Origin of the sequence: uncultured Rothia sp. (assembly GCF_916715725.1) — a bacterium.
In the GTDB taxonomy this organism is placed as follows: domain Bacteria; phylum Actinomycetota; class Actinomycetes; order Actinomycetales; family Micrococcaceae; genus Rothia.
The window spans coordinates 171,168-193,226 of the sequence record NZ_CAKAPD010000002.1; the positions used below are offsets into that span (position 1 = coordinate 171,168).

20 protein-coding genes are annotated in these 22,059 nt (G+C 57.1%); 8 read left to right on the forward strand and 12 right to left on the reverse strand.

All coding sequences use genetic code 11. The features are described from left to right. Nucleotides 1-66: 66 nt before the first annotated feature. Nucleotides 67-1,671 carry a glycerophosphodiester phosphodiesterase gene (locus tag QZ822_RS02655; protein ID WP_294642380.1) on the reverse strand — a complete coding sequence of 535 codons (1,605 nt, stop codon included), beginning with the start codon at nt 1,669-1,671 and terminating at the stop codon, nt 67-69. A gap of 391 nt (nt 1,672-2,062) precedes the next feature. Next, on the reverse strand, nt 2,063-2,575 hold the full coding sequence (locus QZ822_RS02660; RefSeq protein ID WP_294642382.1) for a PTS glucose transporter subunit IIA: 513 nt from the start codon (nt 2,573-2,575) through the stop codon (nt 2,063-2,065). Nucleotides 2,576-2,914: 339 nt separating this feature from the next. On the opposite strand from QZ822_RS02660, the gene QZ822_RS02665 reads away from it, so the two are divergent. Next, nucleotides 2,915-3,502 (forward strand): arsenic metallochaperone ArsD family protein, encoded by a 588-nt coding sequence (locus QZ822_RS02665; RefSeq protein ID WP_294642384.1) that lies wholly within the window; start codon nt 2,915-2,917, stop codon nt 3,500-3,502. A 186-nt stretch (nt 3,503-3,688) separates the two neighbouring features. Here the strand turns inward: QZ822_RS02665 and fbaA are convergent, their stop codons facing one another. Next, entirely contained in the window at nt 3,689-4,714 is a 1,026-nt protein-coding gene (fbaA, locus tag QZ822_RS02670; RefSeq protein WP_012902702.1) for a class II fructose-bisphosphate aldolase, read from the reverse strand. Nucleotides 4,715-4,978: 264 nt separating this feature from the next. On the opposite strand from fbaA, the gene QZ822_RS02675 reads away from it, so the two are divergent. The 3 genes from QZ822_RS02675 to QZ822_RS02685 all read left to right on the forward strand — a co-directional run bounded on the left by QZ822_RS02675 (nt 4,979) and on the right by QZ822_RS02685 (nt 8,596). Beyond that, nucleotides 4,979-5,365, forward strand: coding sequence for a cobalamin ABC transporter ATPase (locus QZ822_RS02675; protein ID WP_294642386.1), 387 nt, complete (start codon nt 4,979-4,981; stop codon nt 5,363-5,365). 306 nt (nt 5,366-5,671) lie between these two features. Further along, nucleotides 5,672-7,273, forward strand: a complete 1,602-nt coding sequence (locus QZ822_RS02680) for an amino acid permease (RefSeq protein ID WP_294642388.1) — start codon at nt 5,672-5,674, stop codon at nt 7,271-7,273. 270 nt (nt 7,274-7,543) lie between these two features. Continuing rightward, entirely contained in the window at nt 7,544-8,596 is a 1,053-nt protein-coding gene (locus QZ822_RS02685) for an ornithine cyclodeaminase (RefSeq protein WP_049326800.1), read from the forward strand. A gap of 235 nt (nt 8,597-8,831) precedes the next feature. On the opposite strand, the gene QZ822_RS02690 is transcribed toward QZ822_RS02685, so the two are convergent. The 9 genes from QZ822_RS02690 to QZ822_RS02725 form a co-directional block, all read right to left on the reverse strand. Beyond that, nucleotides 8,832-9,644 (reverse strand): hypothetical protein, encoded by an 813-nt coding sequence (locus QZ822_RS02690; protein WP_294642390.1) that lies wholly within the window; start codon nt 9,642-9,644, stop codon nt 8,832-8,834. Between the two features lie 87 nt (nt 9,645-9,731). Further along, complete coding sequence (locus tag QZ822_RS02695; protein WP_294642391.1) at nt 9,732-10,547, reverse strand: hypothetical protein; 816 nt, start codon at nt 10,545-10,547, stop codon at nt 9,732-9,734. 67 nt (nt 10,548-10,614) lie between these two features. Beyond that, nucleotides 10,615-10,971 carry a peptidase inhibitor family I36 protein gene (locus QZ822_RS08885; protein WP_367118625.1) on the reverse strand — a complete coding sequence of 119 codons (357 nt, stop codon included), beginning with the start codon at nt 10,969-10,971 and terminating at the stop codon, nt 10,615-10,617. A 354-nt stretch (nt 10,972-11,325) separates the two neighbouring features. Then, nucleotides 11,326-11,502, reverse strand: coding sequence for a hypothetical protein (locus QZ822_RS02700; protein ID WP_294642393.1), 177 nt, complete (start codon nt 11,500-11,502; stop codon nt 11,326-11,328). Between the two features lie 102 nt (nt 11,503-11,604). After that, nucleotides 11,605-12,438 carry a hypothetical protein gene (locus QZ822_RS02705; protein WP_294642395.1) on the reverse strand — a complete coding sequence of 278 codons (834 nt, stop codon included), beginning with the start codon at nt 12,436-12,438 and terminating at the stop codon, nt 11,605-11,607. Between the two features lie 866 nt (nt 12,439-13,304). Further along, entirely contained in the window at nt 13,305-14,051 is a 747-nt protein-coding gene (locus tag QZ822_RS02710) for an RNA methyltransferase (RefSeq protein ID WP_294642397.1), read from the reverse strand. Nucleotides 14,052-14,175: 124 nt separating this feature from the next. Then, the gene (gene pyrE / locus QZ822_RS02715) at nt 14,176-14,757 is read right to left on the reverse strand and encodes an orotate phosphoribosyltransferase (protein WP_219100370.1); all 582 of its coding nucleotides are present in this window, start codon (nt 14,755-14,757) and stop codon (nt 14,176-14,178) included. Nucleotides 14,758-14,822: 65 nt separating this feature from the next. Then, nucleotides 14,823-16,427, reverse strand: a complete 1,605-nt coding sequence (locus QZ822_RS02720) for an anthranilate synthase component I family protein (protein ID WP_294642399.1) — start codon at nt 16,425-16,427, stop codon at nt 14,823-14,825. 27 nt (nt 16,428-16,454) lie between these two features. Continuing rightward, nucleotides 16,455-16,787 (reverse strand): rhodanese-like domain-containing protein, encoded by a 333-nt coding sequence (locus tag QZ822_RS02725; RefSeq protein WP_279754440.1) that lies wholly within the window; start codon nt 16,785-16,787, stop codon nt 16,455-16,457. A gap of 309 nt (nt 16,788-17,096) precedes the next feature. On the opposite strand from QZ822_RS02725, the gene QZ822_RS02730 reads away from it, so the two are divergent. The 4 genes from QZ822_RS02730 (at nt 17,097) to QZ822_RS02745 (ending at nt 21,993) form a co-directional block, all read left to right on the forward strand. Continuing rightward, a complete protein-coding gene (locus QZ822_RS02730; RefSeq protein ID WP_294642401.1) occupies nt 17,097-18,557 on the forward strand; it encodes a peptide MFS transporter in 1,461 nt (486 codons plus the stop codon). Nucleotides 18,558-18,840: 283 nt separating this feature from the next. Next, complete coding sequence (locus tag QZ822_RS02735) at nt 18,841-20,106, forward strand: Fic family protein (RefSeq protein WP_294642403.1); 1,266 nt, start codon at nt 18,841-18,843, stop codon at nt 20,104-20,106. 246 nt (nt 20,107-20,352) lie between these two features. Next, the gene (locus tag QZ822_RS02740) at nt 20,353-20,877 is read left to right on the forward strand and encodes a DUF4242 domain-containing protein (protein ID WP_005504223.1); all 525 of its coding nucleotides are present in this window, start codon (nt 20,353-20,355) and stop codon (nt 20,875-20,877) included. A gap of 30 nt (nt 20,878-20,907) precedes the next feature. Then, a complete protein-coding gene (locus tag QZ822_RS02745; protein ID WP_294642405.1) occupies nt 20,908-21,993 on the forward strand; it encodes an acyl-CoA dehydrogenase family protein in 1,086 nt (361 codons plus the stop codon). The last annotated feature ends 66 nt before the right edge of the window (nt 21,994-22,059 follow it).

The following is a 22,059-nucleotide window of genomic DNA, read 5'->3' on the forward strand; positions in this document are numbered from 1 at the left end:
ATACCCGCACCTTCACCGCTTAGCGGGCGGCGAGTCAGACCTGGTGGACTAGGCCCACCGGTTCTCTCAAATCCAGGACTGGCGTGCCTCGATTCGAGTCAGCTCCAGAGGACCGCCATCGTTGGTGCCGTGGAAGCGGCCGAAGTGTACGTACGGACCGCGGTAGGCGCTGTGGTTGATGGGGCTGGAGTACTGGCCGTTGACCGTGTAGTAGAAGCTGTTCTTGTTCAGCACAATCTTGCAGTTCAGTGCCTGGCCGGTGGTGACCTTCTGGCGCAGCTTCATGGTGTGCAGTACGCGCGGGCTTGCCTGGTTCGGTTCGAAGCAGAGGATCTGTGCCACGGAGCCGCCGCGGTAGTTCGGGCGGATGGCGAGCACGTAGGTGCCGTCTTCCTGCTTTGCAGCGAACTTCTTGCCGATGCCGAAGGCGCCGTCGTGTTCGCGACCGAACGCAATGTAGCCGTAGTGACCATCCTGCTTCGGCACTGCACTGGTCCACTTCATGGAGAAGTCGAGAGTGTACTTGTCGCGAGTGGTGTAGTTCGCCAGGGGGCCGAGCAGCACGGATTCGTCGTAGCGCTGGTTGTGCACGATGGCTGCGCCGGTCAGGTCGGGCATGTCCGCTGCGACGGAGGGGTCGGCGGGCAGCATGCCGTGGGGACGCTGGCCGGTCTTAATCTTCACGCTGGCGTCGAAGGGGTCACCGATTACCCAGTAGGGGTCGGGGCACATGAAGCCCTTCACGCCCAATGCCTTGTACTTTTCGTAGGCGGAGCGGCGGTGGACTTCCCAGACGATGACTGCCTTACCGAGGCCGGTGAGGGCGCGTACGTTCTCTTCGCTCATGGAGCCCTGGGAAGCGCCGGTCGGCTTCTCGTAGTAGGGTACGCCGATGGCGTCCACGTTTTCGTGGCGTGCCATTGCGGAAATCTTGTCGATGGGGTCGCCTCCGTCGAAGTAGCACCAGGTGGCGCAGCCTGCGGAGTTGGCAAGCTTCAGGTAGCGGGAGGTGGGTTTGAAGCCGCCGCTGCCGTCGCGGTACATCTTGATGACGGTGCGGCGCTGCAGACCGCGGTCGGTGATGAACTTGACGAGGCCTGCCTGTGCGGGGCCGTCCTTCGCTTCGAGGAACAGTACGACCTTCTTGCCGCCGACGGAGGCGTATTCGCCGCCTGCGGGTACGGCGTCAACCGCGGCGATTGCTTCTTCGAGGGTGGGGATGTCGTACAGGCCGGTCTTCTCGCCCAAGTTTTGGCGCATGTCGACCTTGTGCTGGCGCAGTTCGGCGAGGGTGTGGCCGCGCACGTCCATGGATGCGCCGGTGGTGCGCTTGATGTTGGTGTCGTGCATGCAGACGAACTGGCCGTCGCTGGTGGTGCGTACGGAAATTTCGACGGCGAGGGCGCCGCGGCGTACAGCTTCTGCGTAAGCGTAGGCGGTATGCTCGGGGCTGATGTTGCCGGCACCGCGGTGGGCGATGAAGAATTCATCGGTCTTGTAGAGCAGCTGGTGTGCGGGGGAGCCGCTGTGTACTGCCGCGAGCTGTGCGCGGGTGTTGGCTGCGGCGTGGGCTTCGCCTGCCTGGAGCATGAGGGCGGCGGGTGCCAGTGCGGAGGCACCGATGAAGCCGCGGCGGCTCAGATTCTTAGAGGTCTTCGGGAATGCAGTCACCGTAGTAGTCCTTTTTCTTTTATGAGTTGAGCGTAATGTGTGTGGTTGTTCATTGAAGTTTTGGTTTATAGCTGAGGGTCCGGATTCTCTCAACTCAAACTACAACTCTAAGTAGGATAACGATTTTTTATCGGTGATTCACTGCGTTTACAGGAAAATAGGGTATTATGTGCGCCTCATTCTTACCCGCGGTGTAATGCGGGTGAATGTGTTCCTCCTTTTCCGCCGCTTTTAATAGCGGCATTTCATGCGGCGTTAAAAAATTTCTCGTGTAACGAAAAAGGCCGCGCCTACAGCCCGATTGAGCCTACAGGACGCGACCTTTTGCGTTAAAACATTTTTCGCAGGTTTTTCACCGCTGTTGAAGCTGAGCTATTTTCGCTGGTTCAGCTTACTTCTTGGTTGCCTGAGCGACGCGGTCACCGGCTGCGACGGGGCGGCGTGCCTCAGAGTCCTTGGAGATGTTGAACTTTGCGGTGTTGGTGATCATCACCATGGTTTCCTTGGAGGGGATGCGGCCCTCGATAGCTGCCCAGTCCACCTCGATGATGGGTGCGCCAGCCTCAACCTTGTCACCTACGTTAGCAATCTTGGTGAAGCCTTCGCCACCGAGCTCAACGGTGTCGATACCGATGTGGACCAGTACCTCGCCGCCGTTTTCGGTGCGGAGCATGAATGCGTGCAGGGTGTCCTGAATCAGTGCGATGGTGCCTGCAACGGGTGCGACGATGGTGCCTGCGGTGGGGTTCACTGCGTAGCCGTCGCCCATAACGCCCTGAGAGAAAACGGGGTCGGAGACTTCGCTCAGCGGCAGGTACTCGCCGGTAACAGGTGCGACGTAGACGTCTGCGGACGATGCTTCCTGTGCGGCAGCTTCCTTCTTCTTCTTGCCGAAACCGAACATATATGCTCCTTCTGGTCGTGTGGCGCTATGAATAGCGTGTATTTGTAGCGCTGATGCGTCCGCGTCGGATGCGGGCGTCGTTGCCTTCTTGGTTTCACACCGGGCGGCGCCTGCCTAAATTGCAGGGTTCGCACACTCCGGTGCATATGCACTCAGAATACAACACCTAAACCCGCAGCTCACGAGCTGAGGGTCATTCGACTCGAATTCTGCAAATATTCCGCAAATCTGGAACTTCAACTCACACTTCTGCACTCTTGAGGTCGCGAGTACACTTAGTGAAGGACTGGCACCCCTCCTCCGAGCCGGTGCCTATAAGAGAGAAAAGGCTAAAAACTGATGACTGAAGCGGCTGAGACCGTTCTTGAAGTATTTATTCCGGGCCCCGGTGAGAACCCGGAGGATCCGCAGGATATGGAGCGCTCCGAATTCCTGGGCGCCGCACAGGAGGCTCTGGATTCGGGCGTGGACATTGAGGTGTACTCCACCGACTCCTACCCTTCCGCATTTGAAGAGTGCGCACCGGTCGCCGAGCAGATTGAGATGAACGGCCGCGAGGTTCTGCCGCTCATGCTCGTCAACGGTGAGGTGAAGGTGTCCTTCGCGTACCCGACCGCCGAGCAGATTAAGCGCTTCTCCCGCGCCCACCTGGTCGCCCAGCCGAAGGCTAACGCGGCAGCAGCAGCGTGCGGCCCCTCCGGCTCCCCGGCGGCGTCTATGGTGCCGAACCTAAGCCCCCTGGCGGAGCCCGCCGGTTTCGCGGCGACCCTGGCGGGTAAGGCGCCCCAGCCGGTTGGCGGCCCCGAGATTGGCAACCGCGTGAACCTCATGGGTGGCGACACCGGCGACGGTATCCCCACCTCCGGTTCGGTGGCTGTGAAGTCCGGCGGCTGCGGATGCGGTGGTTGCGGCTGCGGCGGCAAGTAAACCCGCCCCTGCCCCGCTGAGAACCCCACTGAGATCCACTGCAAACGCTAGGTTTGCCCGGTTCTAGATACATAAAAGAGCGGTGCCCGCCTCCTCGTCATGAGGAGGCGGGCACCGCTTTCGCTTAACGAAGCTTAGGTTCACACCCGGCAGCGGCTACAGGAGCCGCGGCGGGCGAACAGTACCTTACTTGATGGAGGTACCGACGGAACCGAGCTGCTGGCAAGCCTCGACCACGCGTGCGGCCATGCCTGCCTCTGCAGCTGCACCCCAAACGCGGGGGTCGTAGGTCTTCTTGTTGCCGACCTCGCCGTCAACCTTCAGCACACCGTCGTAGTTGCTGAACATGTGGCCAGCAACGGGGCGGGTGAATGCGTACTGGGTGTCGGTGTCGATGTTCATCTTGATAACACCGTAGGACACTGCGTCTGCAATCTCCTGCTCGGTGGAGCCGGAGCCACCGTGGAAGACCAGGTAGAAGGGCTTGTCGCCCTTGCCGTACTTAGCGCCGACCTCGGTCTGGATTTCCTTGAGCAACTCGGGGCGCAGGTGAACGTTACCGGGCTTGTACACGCCGTGAACGTTACCGAAGGTCAGAGCAGCCATGTAGGTGCCCTTCTCGCCCAGGCCGATTGCCTCAACGGTCTTGATTGCGTCTGCAACGGTGGTGTACAGGGAGTCGTCGATAGCGCCTTCAACGCCGTCTTCCTCGCCACCAACGGCACCAATCTCAACCTCGAGAACGAGCTTTGCCTTGGAGGTACGCTCGATCAGCTCAGCAGCAATCTTCAGGTTCTCGTCCAGGTCGATTGCGGAGCCGTCCCACATGTGGGAGTTGAAGATGGGGTCTTCACCGCGAGCAACAGCCTTCTCGGACTCTGCCAGCAGGGGCAGGACGAAGCCTTCCAGCTTGTCCTTGGGGCAGTGGTCGGTGTGCAGTGCAATGTTCACGTCGTACTGCTTAGCAACTTCGCGTGCGTATGCTGCGAAGGCGAGGGAGCCAACGACCATGTCCTTCTTGGAAGCGCCAGACCAGTATGCTGCACCGCCGGTGGATGCCTGGATGATGCCGTCCGAGCCAGCCTCTGCGAAGCCGCGGATAGCAGCGTTCAGGGTCTGGGAGGAGGTCACGTTCACTGCGGGGTACGCGAAGCCCTTTTCCTTCGCGGTCTGCAGCATTTCTGCGTAAACTTCGGGGGTTGCAATAGCCATATGCTGACTCCTTGGATAGATGCGACCGGTTACCGAGGCAGGGCCGGTTCACCATATTTTGTTGGCGCGCGAGACGCCTCCTACTCGCACTATTTTACCAAGATACGACTTATTTATCGTTAATTTTTTGTGGGTTTTTTTGGGTTTACTGCAGCGAAATTTCCGTGAATTACCGCGGTAAAGTAGAGGTGTTAATGACTTGATGTCTTCTGTGCGTGCAGGTCAGCGTACACGTCACCCTGAATGCGGCGAAAGGATCCTCCCATGAGCAAGGCGAGCGCTAAAAATAATCCGAAACAGCTCGACGCGAAGCGTGAGAAGCGTGCCCGCCAGGCGCAGCGTCGTGCTGAGCGTGAGCATCCGAATGCGGCGGCTATTGCCCCGGTGCGTGCTCGGTTGGATGAGGTTCTGGAGCGTAAGAGTCGGCATGTTTTGGGGCATGGCGATATGGCGAAATCCCTTGAGTTGATGGAGAAAATGCGTGATGAGGGCGCGAGCGACCACGAGATTGATGTGGCGCTTGCGGAGGCGAAGCTCCCCTCGGTCGTGCAGGTTGGGCGTAAGTCGTTGATGCGTTGGCCGAGCTGGTGGTGGTTGAATCGTCGTGAGCGTGCGTTGCGGGCGAAGATTGATCGCCTAATGGAGGACTAGAGTCCCGTTCTGAATAGGTTGCTGGAGCACCCCGTTGTGGGTGCTCTTGTGCTGTGCGGTGGTGGGGGAATTGATTTTTTAGACTCAAGGTTCAAATAATCTATTTCACAAAACAATTAAAACCACACAATACAACATGAACCAAATATTTTCATAAGATATGCATTATATGTATATAAATTGTTACGTGATGCGGGTTATATTTAGTCAAATTGCCGTGCTATAGTCGTTACAACCCACAGACGTGTTCCCAACCACATTTCGTGTAACACGTGCTTCAGACGTAACTATCCAAGGAGGTATAGCATGAGCACCTCACCGAACAAGAACCCGCAGACTTCTGCAGCGGATCAGTACACCAAGCCTCCCACAGACGACCCGTTCGCACACGAACAGGAAGGCTTCCACAAGGGGCTGGGCGCACGTCAGCTCCAGATGATCGCCATCGGTTCCGCAATTGGTACCGGCCTGTTCCTGGGCACCGGTAGCCGCCTGCAGGACGCGGGCCCCATGCTCGCCGTCATCTACGCCGTCATCGGCTTCTTCGGCTACCTGATTCTTCGAGCCCTCGGCGAGCTGATCCTTCACCGCCCCTCCTCGGGCTCCTTCGTCTCCTACACCCGCGAATTCTACGGCGAAAAGGCCGCATTCGTATCCGGATGGCTGTACTGGCTGAACTGGGCAATGACCGCCGTTGCAGACGCCACCGCTATTGCTATTTACATCAGCTGGTTCGGTCGATACAACCAGTTCTTCGCAGACATTCCCCAGTGGCTTAGCGCATTCATCGTCGTTATCGTCACCGTGGCTCTGAACCTCATCTCCGTGAAGATCTTCGGTGAGCTGGAATTCTGGTTCGCACTCATTAAGATTCTTGCTCTGCTGTCCTTCATGGCAGTTGGTATCTGGTACCTGGTCTTCGGTGAGCCCATCAACGGCGTCCGCCCCGGCCTTGAACTCATCGCTGCCCATGACGGCTTCTTCCCCAACGGCATTCTTCCCGCTCTGATTGTGGTTCAGGGCGTTGTGTTCGCCTACGCCGGTATTGAGCTGGTCGGCACCACCAGTGGTGAAACCAAGAACGTTGAGAAGGTTATCCCCCGCGCTATCAACACCGTGATCTGGCGTATTGCGATCTTCTACGTTGGTTCCGTGGTTCTGCTCTGCCTGCTCATGCCCTACACCGCATACAAGGACGCAGAGTCGCCGTTCGTGACCTTCTTCGACGCTATCGGCATTGATGGTACCGCACCGATTATGCAGCTGGTCGTTATTACCGCGGCTGCTTCCTCGCTGAACGCTGGCCTGTACTCCACCGGCCGTATCCTCCACTCGATGGGTGTTGCCGGTTCGGCACCGAAGTTCACCACCAAGGTGTCCCGCTCCGGTGTTCCGGTGGCAGGTATTCTGCTCACCGGTGTGATTGGCCTCTTCGGTGTTGTGCTGAACTTCTTCGTTCCCGAGCAGGCGTTCGAGGTCGTGCTGAACATCGCATCCGTGGGCACCATGGCTAGCTGGGCGGCTATCGCAATGTCGCACCAGAAGTACCTGAAGCTGGTCGGCGAGGGCAAGTACAAGCGCCCCAACTACCGTGCACCCGGCGGTCGTTTCAGCGACTGGGCTGTGATGGCCTTCCTTGCTGTTGTGCTGGTGCTGATGGCTCTGGATTACCCGGTCGGCACCTACACCCTGGCATCGCTGCTGCTGGTTATCCCGCTGCTGATTATCGGCTGGTACACGGTTCGTGACCGCGTCAACGAGATTGCTCGCGTCCGTGAAGGCTACACCGGTTCCGTGCCTGTGATTGCTGCCCGCCCCGTGGTGAAGAAGCTCGTTTCGGAGCCTCGTACCCACATTGACCTGGATGAGCTGGACCTTGAGGACGAGGACAAGCCGAAGGGTAGCTAACCCGACCGGTTTGCCTGTAATCCTGGTGAAGGCGAATGAGGGGGTTCTAGACCCTAGCCGCTAGACCCTAGCCAATAGAGTCTGGAACCCCCTCCCTGCACGTTTTTCGTGTTTGCTTCCGTATTACATCCGTGTAATACATCAAGCAAAGTACATATTTACAGCATTTCTAATACGGTGTGTCCTGCAATATATTTTGAGATAATAGATATCCACAGTGACCACCAGATGCACAAAGAAGTTTTGTGCAGATATTCAAAGGAGAAAATCATGACTGAACGTCCTAGCGCACACGCGGTGGAATTTGTTGACGTCGCCTCGATGGCGAAGTGGATTCAGAAGGACGGCGTAGGCAACATCATTGCCGGCATGGTCGACTTCCTCGAAGAAGACTTCAAGAAGTGGCAGAGCTTCGACAAGATCCCGCGCGTCGCCTCCCACACCCCCTTCGGTGTGATTGAGCTGATGCCCACCTCCGACAACATCACCTACTCCTTCAAGTACGTGAACGGCCACCCGTCCAACCCGGCGCGCGGCTTCCAGACCGTGACCGCGTTCGGTCTGCTCGCTGATGTGGACAACGGCTACCCCGTATTCCTGGCTGAGATGACCCTGCTGACCGCGCTGCGTACCGCTGGCGTGTCCGCCATGGTTGCTAAGCACCTGGCACGCAAGGACTCGAAGAAGATGGCGATGATTGGTACCGGCTCTCAGTCTGAGTTCCAGGCGCTGGGTATGCGCGCGGTGCTCGGCATTGAGGACCTGTCCGTCTACGACATTGACCCGCACGCGATGGAGAAGTTCCGCCGCAACCTGGAGCCGCTGGGCTTCCGCATCCACCTGGCTAAGGACGTGGACGAGGCTGTTGAGGGCGCAGACATTATTACCACCTGCACCGCCGATAAGCAGCAGGCGAAGGTTCTGCTGGACCGCCAGGTGAAGCCCGGCGTGCACCTGAACGCTATTGGTGGCGACTGCCCCGGCAAGACCGAGCTGGAAAGCGAAATTCTGGACCGCTCCACCGTGTTCGTTGAGTTCCCGCCGCAGACCCGCATTGAGGGCGAGATTCAGCAGAAGGACCCGGACTTCCCCGTGGTGGAGTTCTGGAAGGTTCTGACCGGTGAGGAGCCGGGCCGCGTGTCGGATGAGCAGATTACCCTGTTTGATTCGGTGGGCTTCGCAATTGCTGACTTCTCGGGTCTGCGTTATGCCCGTGCGGCTACGCAGGACACCGACCTGCAGCAGTTCATTGACCTGGTTGCTAGCCCGGATGATCCGAAGGATCTGTACTCGCTGGTGAACGTTAACGTTCCGGTGGGCTAAAAGGGCTAAGCAACCTGACGCTGAGTGGCCTTGAGCTGGTGGGCCTGTAGGTGCGCCAGCATGGGCTGCGAGGTTGAGAGTGAATAAAGTGAGGGCCGGGGAGTGGTGACACTCCCCGGCTCCTTCTTGCGCGATTTTCTTATGCACAGATCCTTGTGCGCGGATTTTCTTATGGGCGGATTTCGTATGGGCAGCCCGCGGGCGGTTCACCTGTTCTGCCCTTCAGTGGGTGTGGCTACTGGTGGGTGGCTATAATTTCACGCGCCTTCGCCACATGCTTTTCTTTCTCCTCTTTCAGCTGGTTGAGCTTCGCCTGGTTCTTCTCAATCAGAGGCCCCTGATAGGACGCCTCAATATCGCCCAGGCGCTGAGCCATACCCACCTTCTGATTACATTCGGCTTCGATGGTTGCGAGGCGAATTTCTTCCGGCTTAGCTTCTTCGTTGCCTTGGGAAGAGGTCATGAGATGTGCGCTTTCTTCGGACATCCAGTCGCCTTCTCCTTCCCTGGGGGTTAGCCCGCGTTCACGCAGGCAGGTCCACCATTCTGAGCGGATATTTTTCCACTCATCGGTTTGAGAGGCATAGGTGTATGCCTGTGAGTTTAGCTCTCCTACGAACCGGTATTCTTTTTCGTCCAGTTCGACATCAGAGAATACGGTTTTCACCTCTTCTTGGCACTGGGCGTTAATGTCGTCCGCTGCTGAATCTTCTGGGCCTCGGGATTCCTTATGGGAATACCCGTACTTTTTGGCGTACTCAACGTTCCAGTTGCCGTATAGGCCTCCCGGTTGCGGGGTGTCTATTGAGGGCACAGCGTAGGACTGCCCGTGGTGCGCGTAGCATTCGGACATGAGCGTATGCCACGCCGTGCTCACCGTACGGACTGTTAGTTCATCGAAGGCATACTCGTCCAGTGGAAGATGTATATAGTTCTTTGAATAATCGAGAACAGCTTTTCGTGAGGTGTCCCGCTCGGCGCTGTTGGAGCAGGACACGCACGCCCCCAGCAGGCAGAATATTGTTACCGCAGAGAGGGCCTTACGCATAGGCTTTTCCTCCTCCATACTTCGTTGTAGCATTGAACGGAGTTACCCCAATTATCCCAAGGGCTGCTATCTGCTTGTTGCTGATATCTACTGGTGGGTGGCGATGATTTCACGCGCCTTCGCTATCTTCGCATCACGATAGGCCTTCAATTCATTCAGCAACGCCTGATTCTTCTCAATCAAAGGACCCTGATAGGACGCCTCAAGATCACCCAAACGCTGAGCCAGCCTCACCTTCTCGCTACATTGAGCTTCAATGGTCGCCAGGCGGATAACCTCCTCCAACACTTTGGGATCATCAGCATTCAGATTGGCCGTTTCTTTGCTCGTCCATTCACCGTCCCCAGTGCGAGGAGTCAACCCTTTCTCACGCTGACAGTCCCACCAATCTGAGCGGGCTTTCTTCCATTCAGGGTCACCCTGCGCACGCATGTACGCTTCACTACGGATACGCTCGACGGGGCGGTACTTTTCCTCATCAGCCACATCAAAATAGAGCATATCCAGTTCTTCCCGATGCTCTTCGCGGCAGCTGGCCCTGACGTCTTCAGGGATGCTCTCATAAATCCTTTCCTGCTCATCTCTGACTTGGGTGGACGTAAAATGATTCGCCGCATGCTTCACGTTCCAGGAGCCGTACTGGGAGGCGTTGCCAGAAACCAAGCCGTTTTCTAGAATTTCAAAATCGTATCCTTTTTTCGCATAGCACTCTTTAAGAATCAACAAATACGCCCTATATGTTATATCTTCGGCCTGGTCACTCATATCGTATTCGTCGAGCGGAAGAGTAATATAGTTATTTTCAAAATCCAGCTGGGCTTTGAGGCTAGTGTCCTTAGGCGCAGCGGCACAGGAACTTAAAGCTAAAGCAAAGCAGGCGAACAGAGCAGCAGATTTCTTCATTGTTACCAACTCCTTTCAATCGGGAAAGTCAGGAGGAGCCCACAAACATTGGGCTCCTCCATCACAATTACCAGCGGCAGTTTACCTTGTGAACAGAACTAATACGATCATCCCAAGTCTCGCCCCAATGGAGACCCGCATGGCTTAGACCCCGCAGATAGTTGAGGTCGGAAGAAGATTCAAAATTTCGACCCCTGTGATTAATGTCTTCGTAATAGTGCCACCGACACCCATCAGAATGCAATGAAGATGCACGGTCACTCATCCAATCCAAATGGGTCGTCCCCTCAGTGCGCATACGGGACCCAAGGAAATTGGCATCCGAATAGAAAGTAACACCCGCATGTGCCGGAGGTGCTACCGCACCGAAAGTCACCGCAGCCACACAGGCCGCAACAGCAAGAGACTTATTAAAGATCCTCATCAGAATCTCCTTTCAAAAGAATGACGCCGCGGTCATTCATACCCACAACCCGCAACCATTAGCGAGCCGAAGCCAGGAAATCTCGCATGCCCCAAACTGAAATTGAGAGTGCGATTCTCATATTCCCTGTGACTTGAATTAACACTAACACACCTAGGAAATTTATTTAGTGACCTAAATCACTTATGTGATAATGTGTGATTTACCCGCTTTAGATATATTCAAATATTATTTACTACATTTACAAGACAAAAAATCCAGATAACATCACACAACCCCACCACAAACAACGCATCAAACCCCGTGGGTACCCACATTCATGTGAAAAACTCAACACCCTACTCTAACAAAAAATCACCCAATCCCCAATAAAAAAGGTTCCGACGCGCACACATGCTTCACATTCCAGGAGCCATACTGGGAAGCATCGCCAGAAACCCAGCCATTTTCTAGAATTTCAAAATCGCATCCTTTTTTCGCATAACACTCTTTAAAAGCAAAGCAGACGAACAGAGCAGCAAATTCCTTCATTGTTACCGACTCCTTTCAACCAGGAAAGTCAGGAGGAGCCCACAAACATTGGGCTCCTCCATCACAATTATTAGTTGTACTGTTCAGTTCAAACAGAATGTGTTATTGACTAGTGGCGATAATTTCACGCGCCTTCGCCACATGCTTTTCTTTCTCTTCTTTCAATTGGTTGAGCTGCGCCTGATTCTTCTCAATGAGAGGCCCCTGATAGGACGCCTCAATATCACCCAGACGCTGAGCCATACCCACCTTCTGGTTACATTCCGCTTCAACCGTTGCGAGGCGAATCGCTTCTTGAGTTTTTTCCTCCTCACTCTTAGAACTTAGGTCAATATTGAACGTCTCTTGACTAGTCCACTCATGGTCACCCTTGCGTGGTGTTAGCCCATTGCTCTCTAGGCAGCTCCACCATTCAGAGCGAACTTTATTCCATTCCGGATTACTTTTCGCACTCGCGTAGGCTTCCTGTCTAAGCCGGTAAGCGAAAGAGTCATTGTCATTCTCGTATTCAATTTCTTTCAGCTGATTGGCATTTTCTTTACGACATTGCTGCCTAATATCTGCCGGTATTTTCTCTGCCGTCTGCGCGCCCTCTCGAGCCTTTTCTTCATTGAAATATCCATACTTCTTGGCATATTCAACATTCCAGGCACCATATATATTGCTGTTCTGATCACCAGAGAACGCAGGGACAGCATCAGAGTATCCCTTAGCTACGTAACATATTTGCAGGATACGGGCGGTCGCCTCACTAATTACAGCCCTTGACGCATCGTCATAGTCATACTCATCCAGGGGAAGAGTAATCAAATTATTCGGGTAATCGAGCTTGGCTTTATATTCAGAATTTGAGGCACCTCCCTGAGCACATGAAGATAGCAAAAGCGCGCCTGCTAGGGCAGTGATTGTGAATGCACTACTTTTATGCAAGATCACACCCTCCTTTCAGAGTGGACGAGAAACTTAAAGCTGGAAAGCATCTTGTCTCTCTAGCACCATTCACTTAGCAATACACATACATAACGGAGCTAATTCGGTCATCCCAGGTCTCACCCCAATGGAGACCCGCATGGCTTAGACCCCGAAGATAGTTGAGGTCGGAAGAAGATTCAAACCTGCGACCCGCATAGTAGCTGTCTTCGTAATAGCGCCACCGGCACCCATCAGAATGCAATGAAGATGCACGGTCGCTCATCCATCCCAGATGAGGGTTAGTCCAGGTGTACATGCGGGACCCAAGGAAATTTGCGTCCGAATAGAAAGTAACACCCGCATGTGCCGGAGGTGCTACCGCACCGAAAGTCACCGCAGCCACACAGGCCGCAACAGCAAGAGACTTATTAAAGATCCTCATCAGAATCTCCTTTCAAAAGAATGACGCCGCGGTCATTCATACCCACAACCCGCAACCATTAGCGAGCCGAAGCCAGGAAATCTCGCATGCCCCAAACTGAAATTGAGAGTGCGATTCTCATATTCCCTGTGACTTGAATTAACACTAACACACCTAGGAAATTTATTTAGTGACCTAAATCACTTATGTGATAATGTGTGATTTACCCGCTTTAGATATATTCAAATATTATTTACTACATTTACAAGACAAAAAATCCAGATAACATCACACAACCCCACCACAAACAACGCATCAAACCCCGTGGGTACCCACATTCATGTGAAAAACTCAACACCCTACTCTAACAAAAAATCACCCAATACCCCAATAAAAAGCCCCAATAAAAAGGTTCCGACGCGCACACAACGCATCGGAACCTTTAAACACCTCATAAACAGCCGCCAAACTACGACGGAATCTGACCAAACACATGGCGGCGAACCCACGCATGCATCGCAATACCCGCAGCCGTCGCCGCATTCATCGAACGCGTCGACCCAAACTGCTCAATCGACAGAGTATCCCTAGCCGCCGCATGCAATTCCTCCGACAAGCCCGGGCCCTCCTGACCAAAAACCAGCACACACTTCTTCGGCAGATCATACGTCTCCAGCGGCACCGAATCCGGAAAAATATCAATACCAATAATCTCCAGACCCTCACCCTGCGCCCACGCCACAAAATCCTCAATCGTCGGATGATGACGCACATGCTGATAACGATCCGTCACCATCGCACCACGACGATTCCAACGGCGACGCCCAATAATATGGACCTCCTTCGCCAACATCGCATTCGCAGTACGCACCACCGTGCCAATATTCAGGTCATGCTGCCAATTCTCAATCGCCACATGAAAATCATGGCGGCGCGTATCCAGGTCAGCAATAATCGCGTCCATCGACCAGTAACGGTACTTATCCACCACGTTACGGCGGTCGCCCTCACGCAGCAGCTCCTCATCCCAATGGTCGCCCTCAGGCCACGGGCCCTCCCACGGGCCCACACCCACCTCAAAACGGGCAGTACCCTGCTCAGTACCCTCAACAGCTTCAGCCACAGCCGCCTCAGCAGGCACAGCCTCAGCCGCATCACGATTCTCAACCATCACAACCACCTTCACGCCAACAACCAGCGCCACACCGGCGCCCACAGAGCCATCTTACAGACAAAAACCCGCACCACCAGCCACACACAGTAGCCAGCGGCACGGGTTCACCCGCCGCAGCGGAACGTCTAAAAAATCACGAGATCCTAAGAATCCAGCCTAGTAGAGACTAGTCCAGACCCAGCTCATCCTTCGAGTACGCGTACAGGCACGGAACACCCGCAACCTCTTCCACATGCTCCTTAGCGCCGGTCGCACGGTCAACAATCACAGCAACCGCCACAACCTCAGCGCCAGCCTTACGCAGCGCCTCGACAGCAGTCAGCGCCGAACCACCGGTAGTGGAGGTGTCCTCCACAGCAACCACGCGGCGACCCTCAACGCTGGGGCCCTCCACCTGACGGCCCATGCCGTAAGACTTCTGAGCCTTACGCACCACAAACGCGTCAATCGCACGGTCCTGATCACCAGCAGCACGCATAATCGCGGTACCCACCGGGTCAGCACCCATGGTCAGGCCGCCAGCAGCCTCAAACTCGATGCCGTTCTTATCCAGCAGGTCCAGCATGACCTGACCGACCAGGCGAGAAGCCTCGTGGTGCAGGGTGATGCGGCGCAGGTCAACGTAGTAGTCGGCTTCCTTGCCGGAGGCGAGGACCACGTGCCCGCGCACCACAGCCAGCTCAATAATCAGCTGGCGCAGGCGTTCACGGGCTTCTTCAATGGGGAGGTTTTCAGAAAGCTTAGTCATAGTTCCAGTGTAGCGGCTCACGTCCAGGCGGCGCAGGCTATTCCCTGTGCTATTCCAGCGCTAGGCTATTCCACCACGCGACCCACCGACGGCGGCAACGCGGCATGCAGCTTCGTCAGCATCTCCTCATACTCGGCAGCAGGATCCGAATCGGCAACCACCGCACCACCGGCAGCAAGAGTCACCGCGCCGTCATCGTGCGCCACAAGCGTGCGAATCACAATCGACAGGTTCGCTGAACCATCCGCCGAAACAAAGCCCAAAGCACCCGAATACACGCCGCGAGCGCGACCCTCCAGACCCTCAATAATCTGCATGGTCGAGGGCTTCGGAGCACCAGTCATCGAACCGCCCGGGAAGCACGCCCGCGCGGCAGCCACCGCGCTCACGCCCTCACGCAGACGCGAACTGACCGTAGACACCAGCTGATGCACCGTCGAGTAGCTCTCCACACCCATGAGCACCGGCACGCGCACGGACGCCGGGTCAGACACCGTGGACAGGTCATTACGCAACAGATCCACGATCATGAGGTTCTCGGCGCGGGTCTTCTCATCGGTACGCAACCAGGCTGCGGCAGCCTCATCTTCTTCCGGGGTGGCACCGCGAGCAATCGTGCCCTTAATCGGCTTCGTCTGAGCGTTACGCTGCTCATCCACACTCAAAAAACGCTCCGGCGAGGAAGAAAGCACCGAAAAATCACCGCACCGCAGGTACGCCGCATAGGGTGCCGCATTGTGGGCGCGCTGGTGGCGGTACAGCTCAAAGAAAAGCTCCGGGCTCGGATTCTGGATGCGCGCGTTCGTCTGTGCGGTCAGGCACACCTCGTAGCTGTTACCCTCGTAGATTTCGTGCTGACTAGCGCGGACGGCGTCCATGTAGGCTTCCGCGGCGGGTGCCGGGAAGAGCAGAGGCTCGGCAAGCTCAGGGGCATTGCCGGGATTATTTACGGGGGTATTTACGGGGGCATTATCTGAGGCACTCTCCCCCACCGCGCTCAGCGCCGGAGCCAGCACCGTGCTCAGCAGCCGCTCCGCCGCCTCACACCACGACTCGTCCCCCACCAGCCAGCTACGCGCCGCACCACCCGGGCGGGCATGCTCATGCACCAGGTAGCGGACCGCCGGCAACCACAGAGAATCCGGGGTCGGCGCCTCATACGCCGGTAGGTAACCCGGCACCGGGTGGCCGTGCTCCAAGCCCATGGCGGCACGCGCCTCATAGCCGAAATAGCCCACATAACCGCCACGCAAACCCGCGGGCAGACCGGTCGCCGCCGCGGCATCCGGGTGCACGCGCGGTGCGCAGGCGAGCGCCGCCTCCAGCTGGGCGAAGGGGTCTTCCGCGCCAGATTCAGCCGCCACACGCGCCGAATCCACGCGCAGAGGAGACAGCTGCGCCGGAACCACACCCACATACGAGGCAACCGACATGGGCGACTCTTCACGCGCCGAATCCAGCCAGAAGGAATACTCGGCACCACCGGTCAGCAACGGGTACGCGTCCTCGCAGTTCACCGCGAAAGGAAGCGGGCGCACGGCAAGCTCCCGCGTCTGCGCATCCCACGGGATGCTCTGCAGAATACTCGGCAGGGCATGCGGGGAGGCAGAAGCGGGAGCGTTCGGGGTAGAAAAAATACAGTCCGCGGAAGTTTCAGTCACGGACTCCATTGTATGGCGTGCAGACGAACTGGCGGTTTAGTGAACGACTGCGGGTGCTTCGCCGTTTTCGCTGGTCATCGGCAGGCCGGCAGCGAACCACGCACTGGTGCCGCCAGCAATGTTGTGCGCGGCGTAGCCGTGTTCGCGCAGGAAAGTTGCCGCGCGGTTGGAGCGGCCGCCACCGTGGCAGATGACGTAGAAGTCTTCACCGGGTGCGGGCAGCTCAGCCAGACGTTCGGTGAGGGTGCCAAGGGTGATGTGCTTTGCGCCGGTCGCGTGGCCGCCCTCCCACTCGTAGTCTTCACGCACGTCGATGATGGTTGCGCCTGCGGGAACATCGCGGGGGTCGACCTGGGGTACAGCGGTCATGGGGTTCTCCTTTGAAATGATTAAAAATGAGCCGATCGGCACGGCGGGGTGCCGGGTGGGCATAGTTGTGGTTCCACTCTAGCGTGTTGGGGGTGCGGGGCGCATCTAGCCCGGTATTTGGGGGTTTGTGAGATTCGGACGTGGTGCATACGAAAAAATCGAAATGGTTTTTCATGCACTACATATAAAGTAACCATCCGTAATACAAGCACATTCATGTATACATATGCACCCATAAGGGTATAGACTTAAATACATATTGCCCGGGTCACATAGAATTCCGGACTTGCACAGAAAAGATTTTCCACCATGTCTCACACCATCACAGGTGCCGAACCCAAGGAAACCAAGACCTTCTTCGGCCACCCGCGCATGCTCGCGAACCTGTTCACCGTAGAAATGTGGGAGCGCTTCTCCTTCTACGGCATGCAGGGCATCATGATCTACTACCTGTACTACACCGCCGACAAGGGCGGCCTGGGTCTCGACCAGACCCTCGCCACCGGCGTTATCGGTGCGTACGGTGCAATCGTGTACCTCATGGCAATTCTTGGCGGTATTCTCGGTGACCGCCTCCTCGGCCCCGAGCGTACCCTCTTCTACTCCGCTATCGGCATTATGGCGGGCCACATCTCCCTCTCCCTCATCCCCGGCGTGCCGGGTGTGGTGATTGGTCTGCTGCTGGTCGCTATCGGCTCCGGTGGTCTGAAGAGTAACGCATCCGTGCTGGTCGGCTCCCTCTACTCGGACGACGACCACCGCCGCGACGCAGGCTTCACCATCTTCTACATCGGCGTGAACACCGGCGCACTGCTTGGCCCGATCCTGACCGGTTGGGGCTGGAGCACCGGCGGTTTCCACCTCGGCTTCGGTCTGGCTGCTGTTGGTATGGCTGCAGGCCTGATCCAGTACTCGCTGACCCGCAAGAACCTGCCCGCCTCCGTACACCACGTGGGCACCCCCTTCACCGCCGCTCAGAAGCGTAACTTCTTCCTGGCATTGGTCGGTATCGTGGTTATTCTCGGTATTCTGCTGGCGACCGGCCTGATGACCGCAGACAACCTCAAGAACTGGGTCATGGGCTTCATCTTCATCGGTGCTATCGCCCTGTTCGCTCAGCTGCTGAGCGCTAAGGACGTCACCGCTGATGAGCGTTCCCGCGTCACCGCGTTCATTCCCCTGTGGATTGCAAACGCCGTGTTCTGGGCGCTGTACCAGCAGCAGTTCACCGTGATGGCAGTGTACTCGGATGAGCGTCTTAACTGGAATATTCTGGGCATGGAGCTGAGCCCGAACCTGGTCAACTCCATCAACCCGATTTTCATCATTATCTTCGGCATGATGTTCTCCGCCCTGTGGACCAAGTGGGGTGACCGCCAGCCGGTCACCACCCTGAAGTTCTCCGCAGCGCTGATCATTATTGGTCTGGCGTTCTGGATCTTCCTCGCTCAGGCGGGCGTTCAGAGCGTGAACGTCGGCTGGATCGTGCTGATTCTGTTCGTCTGCACTATCGCTGAGCTGATTATTTCGCCGGTGGGTATTTCGCTGGCGACCAAGCTCGCACCGAAGGCGCACCGCGTGAACATGATGGCACTGTACTTCACCTCCGTGGCAATGGGTACCGTACTGTCGGGTTGGCTGGCTCCGTTCTACACCATGGAGACTGAAGTTCCCTACTTCACCTGGATGGGTATTATCACCATCGCGACCGGTATTCTGCTGTTCCTGGTGCACAAGCCGGTTCAGAAGATGATGCGCGGCGTGAAGTAACCGCAAAGTTGCTTGTCTAGGCTGCTGACTCGCTGTTTTCAGGCGGCGTGAGCGTATAGGTGAGTGCATATAGGCTAAGGGCCCCGAATCCTTGAATTACCAAGGATTCGGGGCCCTCGCTGTATGCGCTGGTGCATGCCCTGGTGTATGCTCCCGGCAGTCGGAGCGCCGGAATATTGAGGGGAGGTTCAGGAGGGGCGGGTTTAGGGGCGTTCGGGGCATTTTCCTTAATGAGACAATCCGCGCTGATTTTCTTATTAAGCGCCTTAATAAGAAAATCGGGGTGTATTGTCTTATTAAGACCCCCAAGCACGACCAGCAAGACGACACCGATGAAGAGGAGGAGGGAGGAGGAACCATGCCCTCAGCCATCACCTGGCCCGCCCTCGAATGGGAGCCGCAAGCCCCCTGGGTTCACCGGGACGCCCTCGCCTCCCGCCGCGCAACGCGCCGCAACTCCGGCGCCTTCTCCAGCGCCGTACCCGCCTCCATTGCCGCACTCAACGTCGAACTCAGCCCCGCACTGCGAGTGCGCCTCCAAGAGAACGCCACCGCGATGACCCGCTTCGATGAGCGGCTCCACCACATCGGCGGCATCCCCTTCTCCGCGGTTCTTCTGCGCGGCGAATCCGCCTCCAGCTCGCAGATTGAAAACCTCACCGTTAGCGCACGCAGGCTCTCACTGGCTGTCCTGGGTGCAAGCGGGTCGAAGGTCGGCGTTAATGCCGAGCTGGTGGCGCGCAATGTTCACGCCATGCGTGCAGCCTTGAATACCGCAGAAAATATTAGCGTCGATAATATCCTAGCGATGCACCGCGAACTGACCCGCGGTCTGCAGCAGGACTCCGGTGTACTCCGCACCCAGTGGGTGTGGATTAAGGGTGATTCGCCGGTAACCGCCGACTATGTGGCACCGCATCACGAGAGGGTTCCTGCCGCTCTCGAAGACCTTGTAGCCTTCATGAACCGCCGCGATATTGACCCCCTCGCGCAGGCGGCTATCGCGCACGCCCAATTTGAAACGATTCATCCCTTCACCGACGGCAACGGCAGAACCGGACGAGCCCTCATCTCCGCGCTCCTGCTCGCCCGCGGCGTCACTCGCCACGTGATTCTGCCCGTCTCCTCCGGGCTGTTGCACGATACCGATGGGTACATTCAGGCGCTCACCGACTACCGTGCAGGCGATGCTGAGCCCATCATCGAGCTCTTCATTGACGCCGCGCAGAAGGCAATCACCAACGCAGAACTCCTGGCGCAAGACATTGAAACCCTGCATGATGAGGTGCTGTCCATTGCCCAGCGTAAAACCCCTCTCCTGCGTTCCCTCACTGACCTGTGCTGCACTGAGCCCGCCTTCACTGCGCACATGGTGGAGGAGCACACGCGGGGGTCCCGAGCTAGTGTGTATCGCCTCCTCAACCGCATGGTGGAGCTACAGATTCTGCGTGAAGAGCGCGTCAAAATTCAGGGGCAAAAAGTGTGGACTGTCCCCGCTCTCAACCACGCCCTCGACGACTTCGCGGCACGAGCAGGACGACGCGGATAGATGCGCCATCGGGTTCGATAACCTGCGCGAAAATTCTGCGGCCGTAGGCGGGTTGCCGCGCGCGGAACTGTGACGATTTATGTCTCCGCATGAACGCGCGTGACGAAACACAGGGTCAAAAAGGGACGCATTAAGCCACGAACAGAAATCTACTAGACAGCCCTCAACCACAGGTCTAAGGTGAATCCAGAACGAGCCGGAAAACCTTCCGGCACGACCCTTCAACCCTTAGCCGAGGAGAAAATCATGGCACTTTACCTGGTAGAACTGACCCCCGCACAGCCGTCCAAGGACGAAGCAACCGCACTCATCGAGACCGTCAACTCGTCCCTGACCAACGGCGCCGAGCTCATCGAAACCCAGGTCTCCGCAGACCACAAGATCGTCTTCGTCATCGTCGAATCCGAGAACACCGCATTCGGCCCCGACCTCGCCGCAGCAATCGGTGAGCGCGCAACCGTCGCAGGCCCCGACGCAGTCCGCCTGGTCGGCGCAGAGCTCGAAGACATCAAGAAGCTCAAGAAGGACGCAGACTACCTGGTTGAGTGGGACATCCCCGCAGAGATTACTATGGAACAGTACCTGACCCGCAAGAAGGCAAACGCCCCCAAGTACGCTGAAGTACCCGAGGTTTCCTTCCTGCGCACCTACGTTCGCGAAGACACCGCAAAGTGCCTCTGCTTCTACGACGCACCCGACGAAGAAGCTGTTGTTCGCGCCCGCAAGGCCGTCAGCACCCCCATCGACCGACTGTTCAAGCTGCACGCATAGACGCGATGCTCCCCGCTTAGGAGAAACCCCATGTCCGAGTTCACTCTCGAACCCCTCTACGATTACCCCCAGCGCGAGCAGGTGCTCGCACTCGCCCGAACCCACGCAGATGCTGTTGACCGCGGCGAGCGTTCCCCCTTCGAAAACCTGCGCGAAATCGCTAAGGACGGCCTGATTACCCTGGGCCGCGACGGCGGTTCCCTGGTACCCCAGGTTGCGGTGGCTTTCGACCTTGCCACCGAGGACGCCTCCACGGCGTTCTCCCTGTGGGCTCACCGCTCCACCATTGCGTTCTTTGACGCTGTGGGTCGCGAACTGCCCGCCGGCCTGGCGGACGCTACCGTCAGCGGCACCACCGCCATGGCGGCAGCGTACAAGGAGGCTTCGGGTCTGGCACCGATCAAGGTGGAGGGCACCCTCGTTGAGGGCGGTCTGAAGTTGAACGGTTCTATCTCCTGGGCGTCGAACCTGTACCCGGGCGGTGTGATTGTTCTTCCGGTGGCTGTGCAGAACGCCCCGGAGAGCCACCCGGACCGCTACATCGTGACGGTTCGCCAGGACGTCGAGGGCCTGAGCATTGCCTACCACCGCAACCTGCTGGCGTTGAACGGTACCGAGTCCGGCACCCTGAAGTTCGAGGACGTTTTCGTTCCGAGCGAGGACATTCTGAGCGACAACATTGAGGCATTCCTGCGCGATGTGACCGCACCGTTCCTGCTGGTCCAGTCCTCGTTCTGCCTGGGTCTTGCCGCTGGTGCCCTGCAGGAGGCTGCTAAGCACCTGGACGTCTCCCAGGGCGTGTTCCGCCCTGAGTTCCCGCTGATTCTGACTGAGTACCAGAGCCTGCGTGAAGAACTGATTCGCCTGGCGTCTGAGCCGGAACGTGCTGAGCGTCGTGACCTGCTGAGCCTGCGTCTGGGTGTTTCGCACTTCGCGACTATTGCTACTCACTTTGAGCTGCAGGTTGTTGGAGGCGCCGGTTACGTGGCTGATTCCCCGACTGCTCGTCGCCTGCGTGAGGCGTCGTTCCTGCCGGTTCAGTCGCCGACTGAGGGTCACCTGCGTTACGAGCTGGCACGTTACGATCACTTGGATAACCTGCGTGACGCTCTCTAAGCTCATGAGCTGTGTGTAGCGAGTGTTTTTATTCGCTCTTTGCATCAATACCCCGTATATGCCTTA

Excerpts from the sequence above, each read along its gene's own strand:
- QZ822_RS02660 (WP_294642382.1), bottom strand. The coding sequence starts at position 2,575 with ATGTTCGGTTTCGGCAAGAAGAAGAAGGAAGCTGCCGCACAGGAAGCA.
- QZ822_RS02665 (WP_294642384.1), top strand. The coding sequence starts at position 2,915 with ATGACTGAAGCGGCTGAGACCGTTCTTGAAGTATTTATTCCGGGCCCC.
- fbaA (WP_012902702.1), bottom strand. The coding sequence starts at position 4,714 with ATGGCTATTGCAACCCCCGAAGTTTACGCAGAAATGCTGCAGACCGCG.
- QZ822_RS02675 (WP_294642386.1), top strand. The coding sequence starts at position 4,979 with ATGAGCAAGGCGAGCGCTAAAAATAATCCGAAACAGCTCGACGCGAAG.
- QZ822_RS02680 (WP_294642388.1), top strand. The coding sequence starts at position 5,672 with ATGAGCACCTCACCGAACAAGAACCCGCAGACTTCTGCAGCGGATCAG.
- QZ822_RS02685 (WP_049326800.1), top strand. The coding sequence starts at position 7,544 with ATGACTGAACGTCCTAGCGCACACGCGGTGGAATTTGTTGACGTCGCC.
- QZ822_RS02690 (WP_294642390.1), bottom strand. The coding sequence starts at position 9,644 with ATGCGTAAGGCCCTCTCTGCGGTAACAATATTCTGCCTGCTGGGGGCG.
- QZ822_RS02695 (WP_294642391.1), bottom strand. The coding sequence starts at position 10,547 with ATGAAGAAATCTGCTGCTCTGTTCGCCTGCTTTGCTTTAGCTTTAAGT.
- QZ822_RS08885 (WP_367118625.1), bottom strand. The coding sequence starts at position 10,971 with ATGAGGATCTTTAATAAGTCTCTTGCTGTTGCGGCCTGTGTGGCTGCG.
- QZ822_RS02700 (WP_294642393.1), bottom strand. The coding sequence starts at position 11,502 with ATGAAGGAATTTGCTGCTCTGTTCGTCTGCTTTGCTTTTAAAGAGTGT.
- pyrE (WP_219100370.1), bottom strand. The coding sequence starts at position 14,757 with ATGACTAAGCTTTCTGAAAACCTCCCCATTGAAGAAGCCCGTGAACGC.
- QZ822_RS02720 (WP_294642399.1), bottom strand. The coding sequence starts at position 16,427 with ATGGAGTCCGTGACTGAAACTTCCGCGGACTGTATTTTTTCTACCCCG.
- QZ822_RS02725 (WP_279754440.1), bottom strand. The coding sequence starts at position 16,787 with ATGACCGCTGTACCCCAGGTCGACCCCCGCGATGTTCCCGCAGGCGCA.
- QZ822_RS02730 (WP_294642401.1), top strand. The coding sequence starts at position 17,097 with ATGTCTCACACCATCACAGGTGCCGAACCCAAGGAAACCAAGACCTTC.
- QZ822_RS02740 (WP_005504223.1), top strand. The coding sequence starts at position 20,353 with ATGGCACTTTACCTGGTAGAACTGACCCCCGCACAGCCGTCCAAGGAC.
- QZ822_RS02745 (WP_294642405.1), top strand. The coding sequence starts at position 20,908 with ATGTCCGAGTTCACTCTCGAACCCCTCTACGATTACCCCCAGCGCGAG.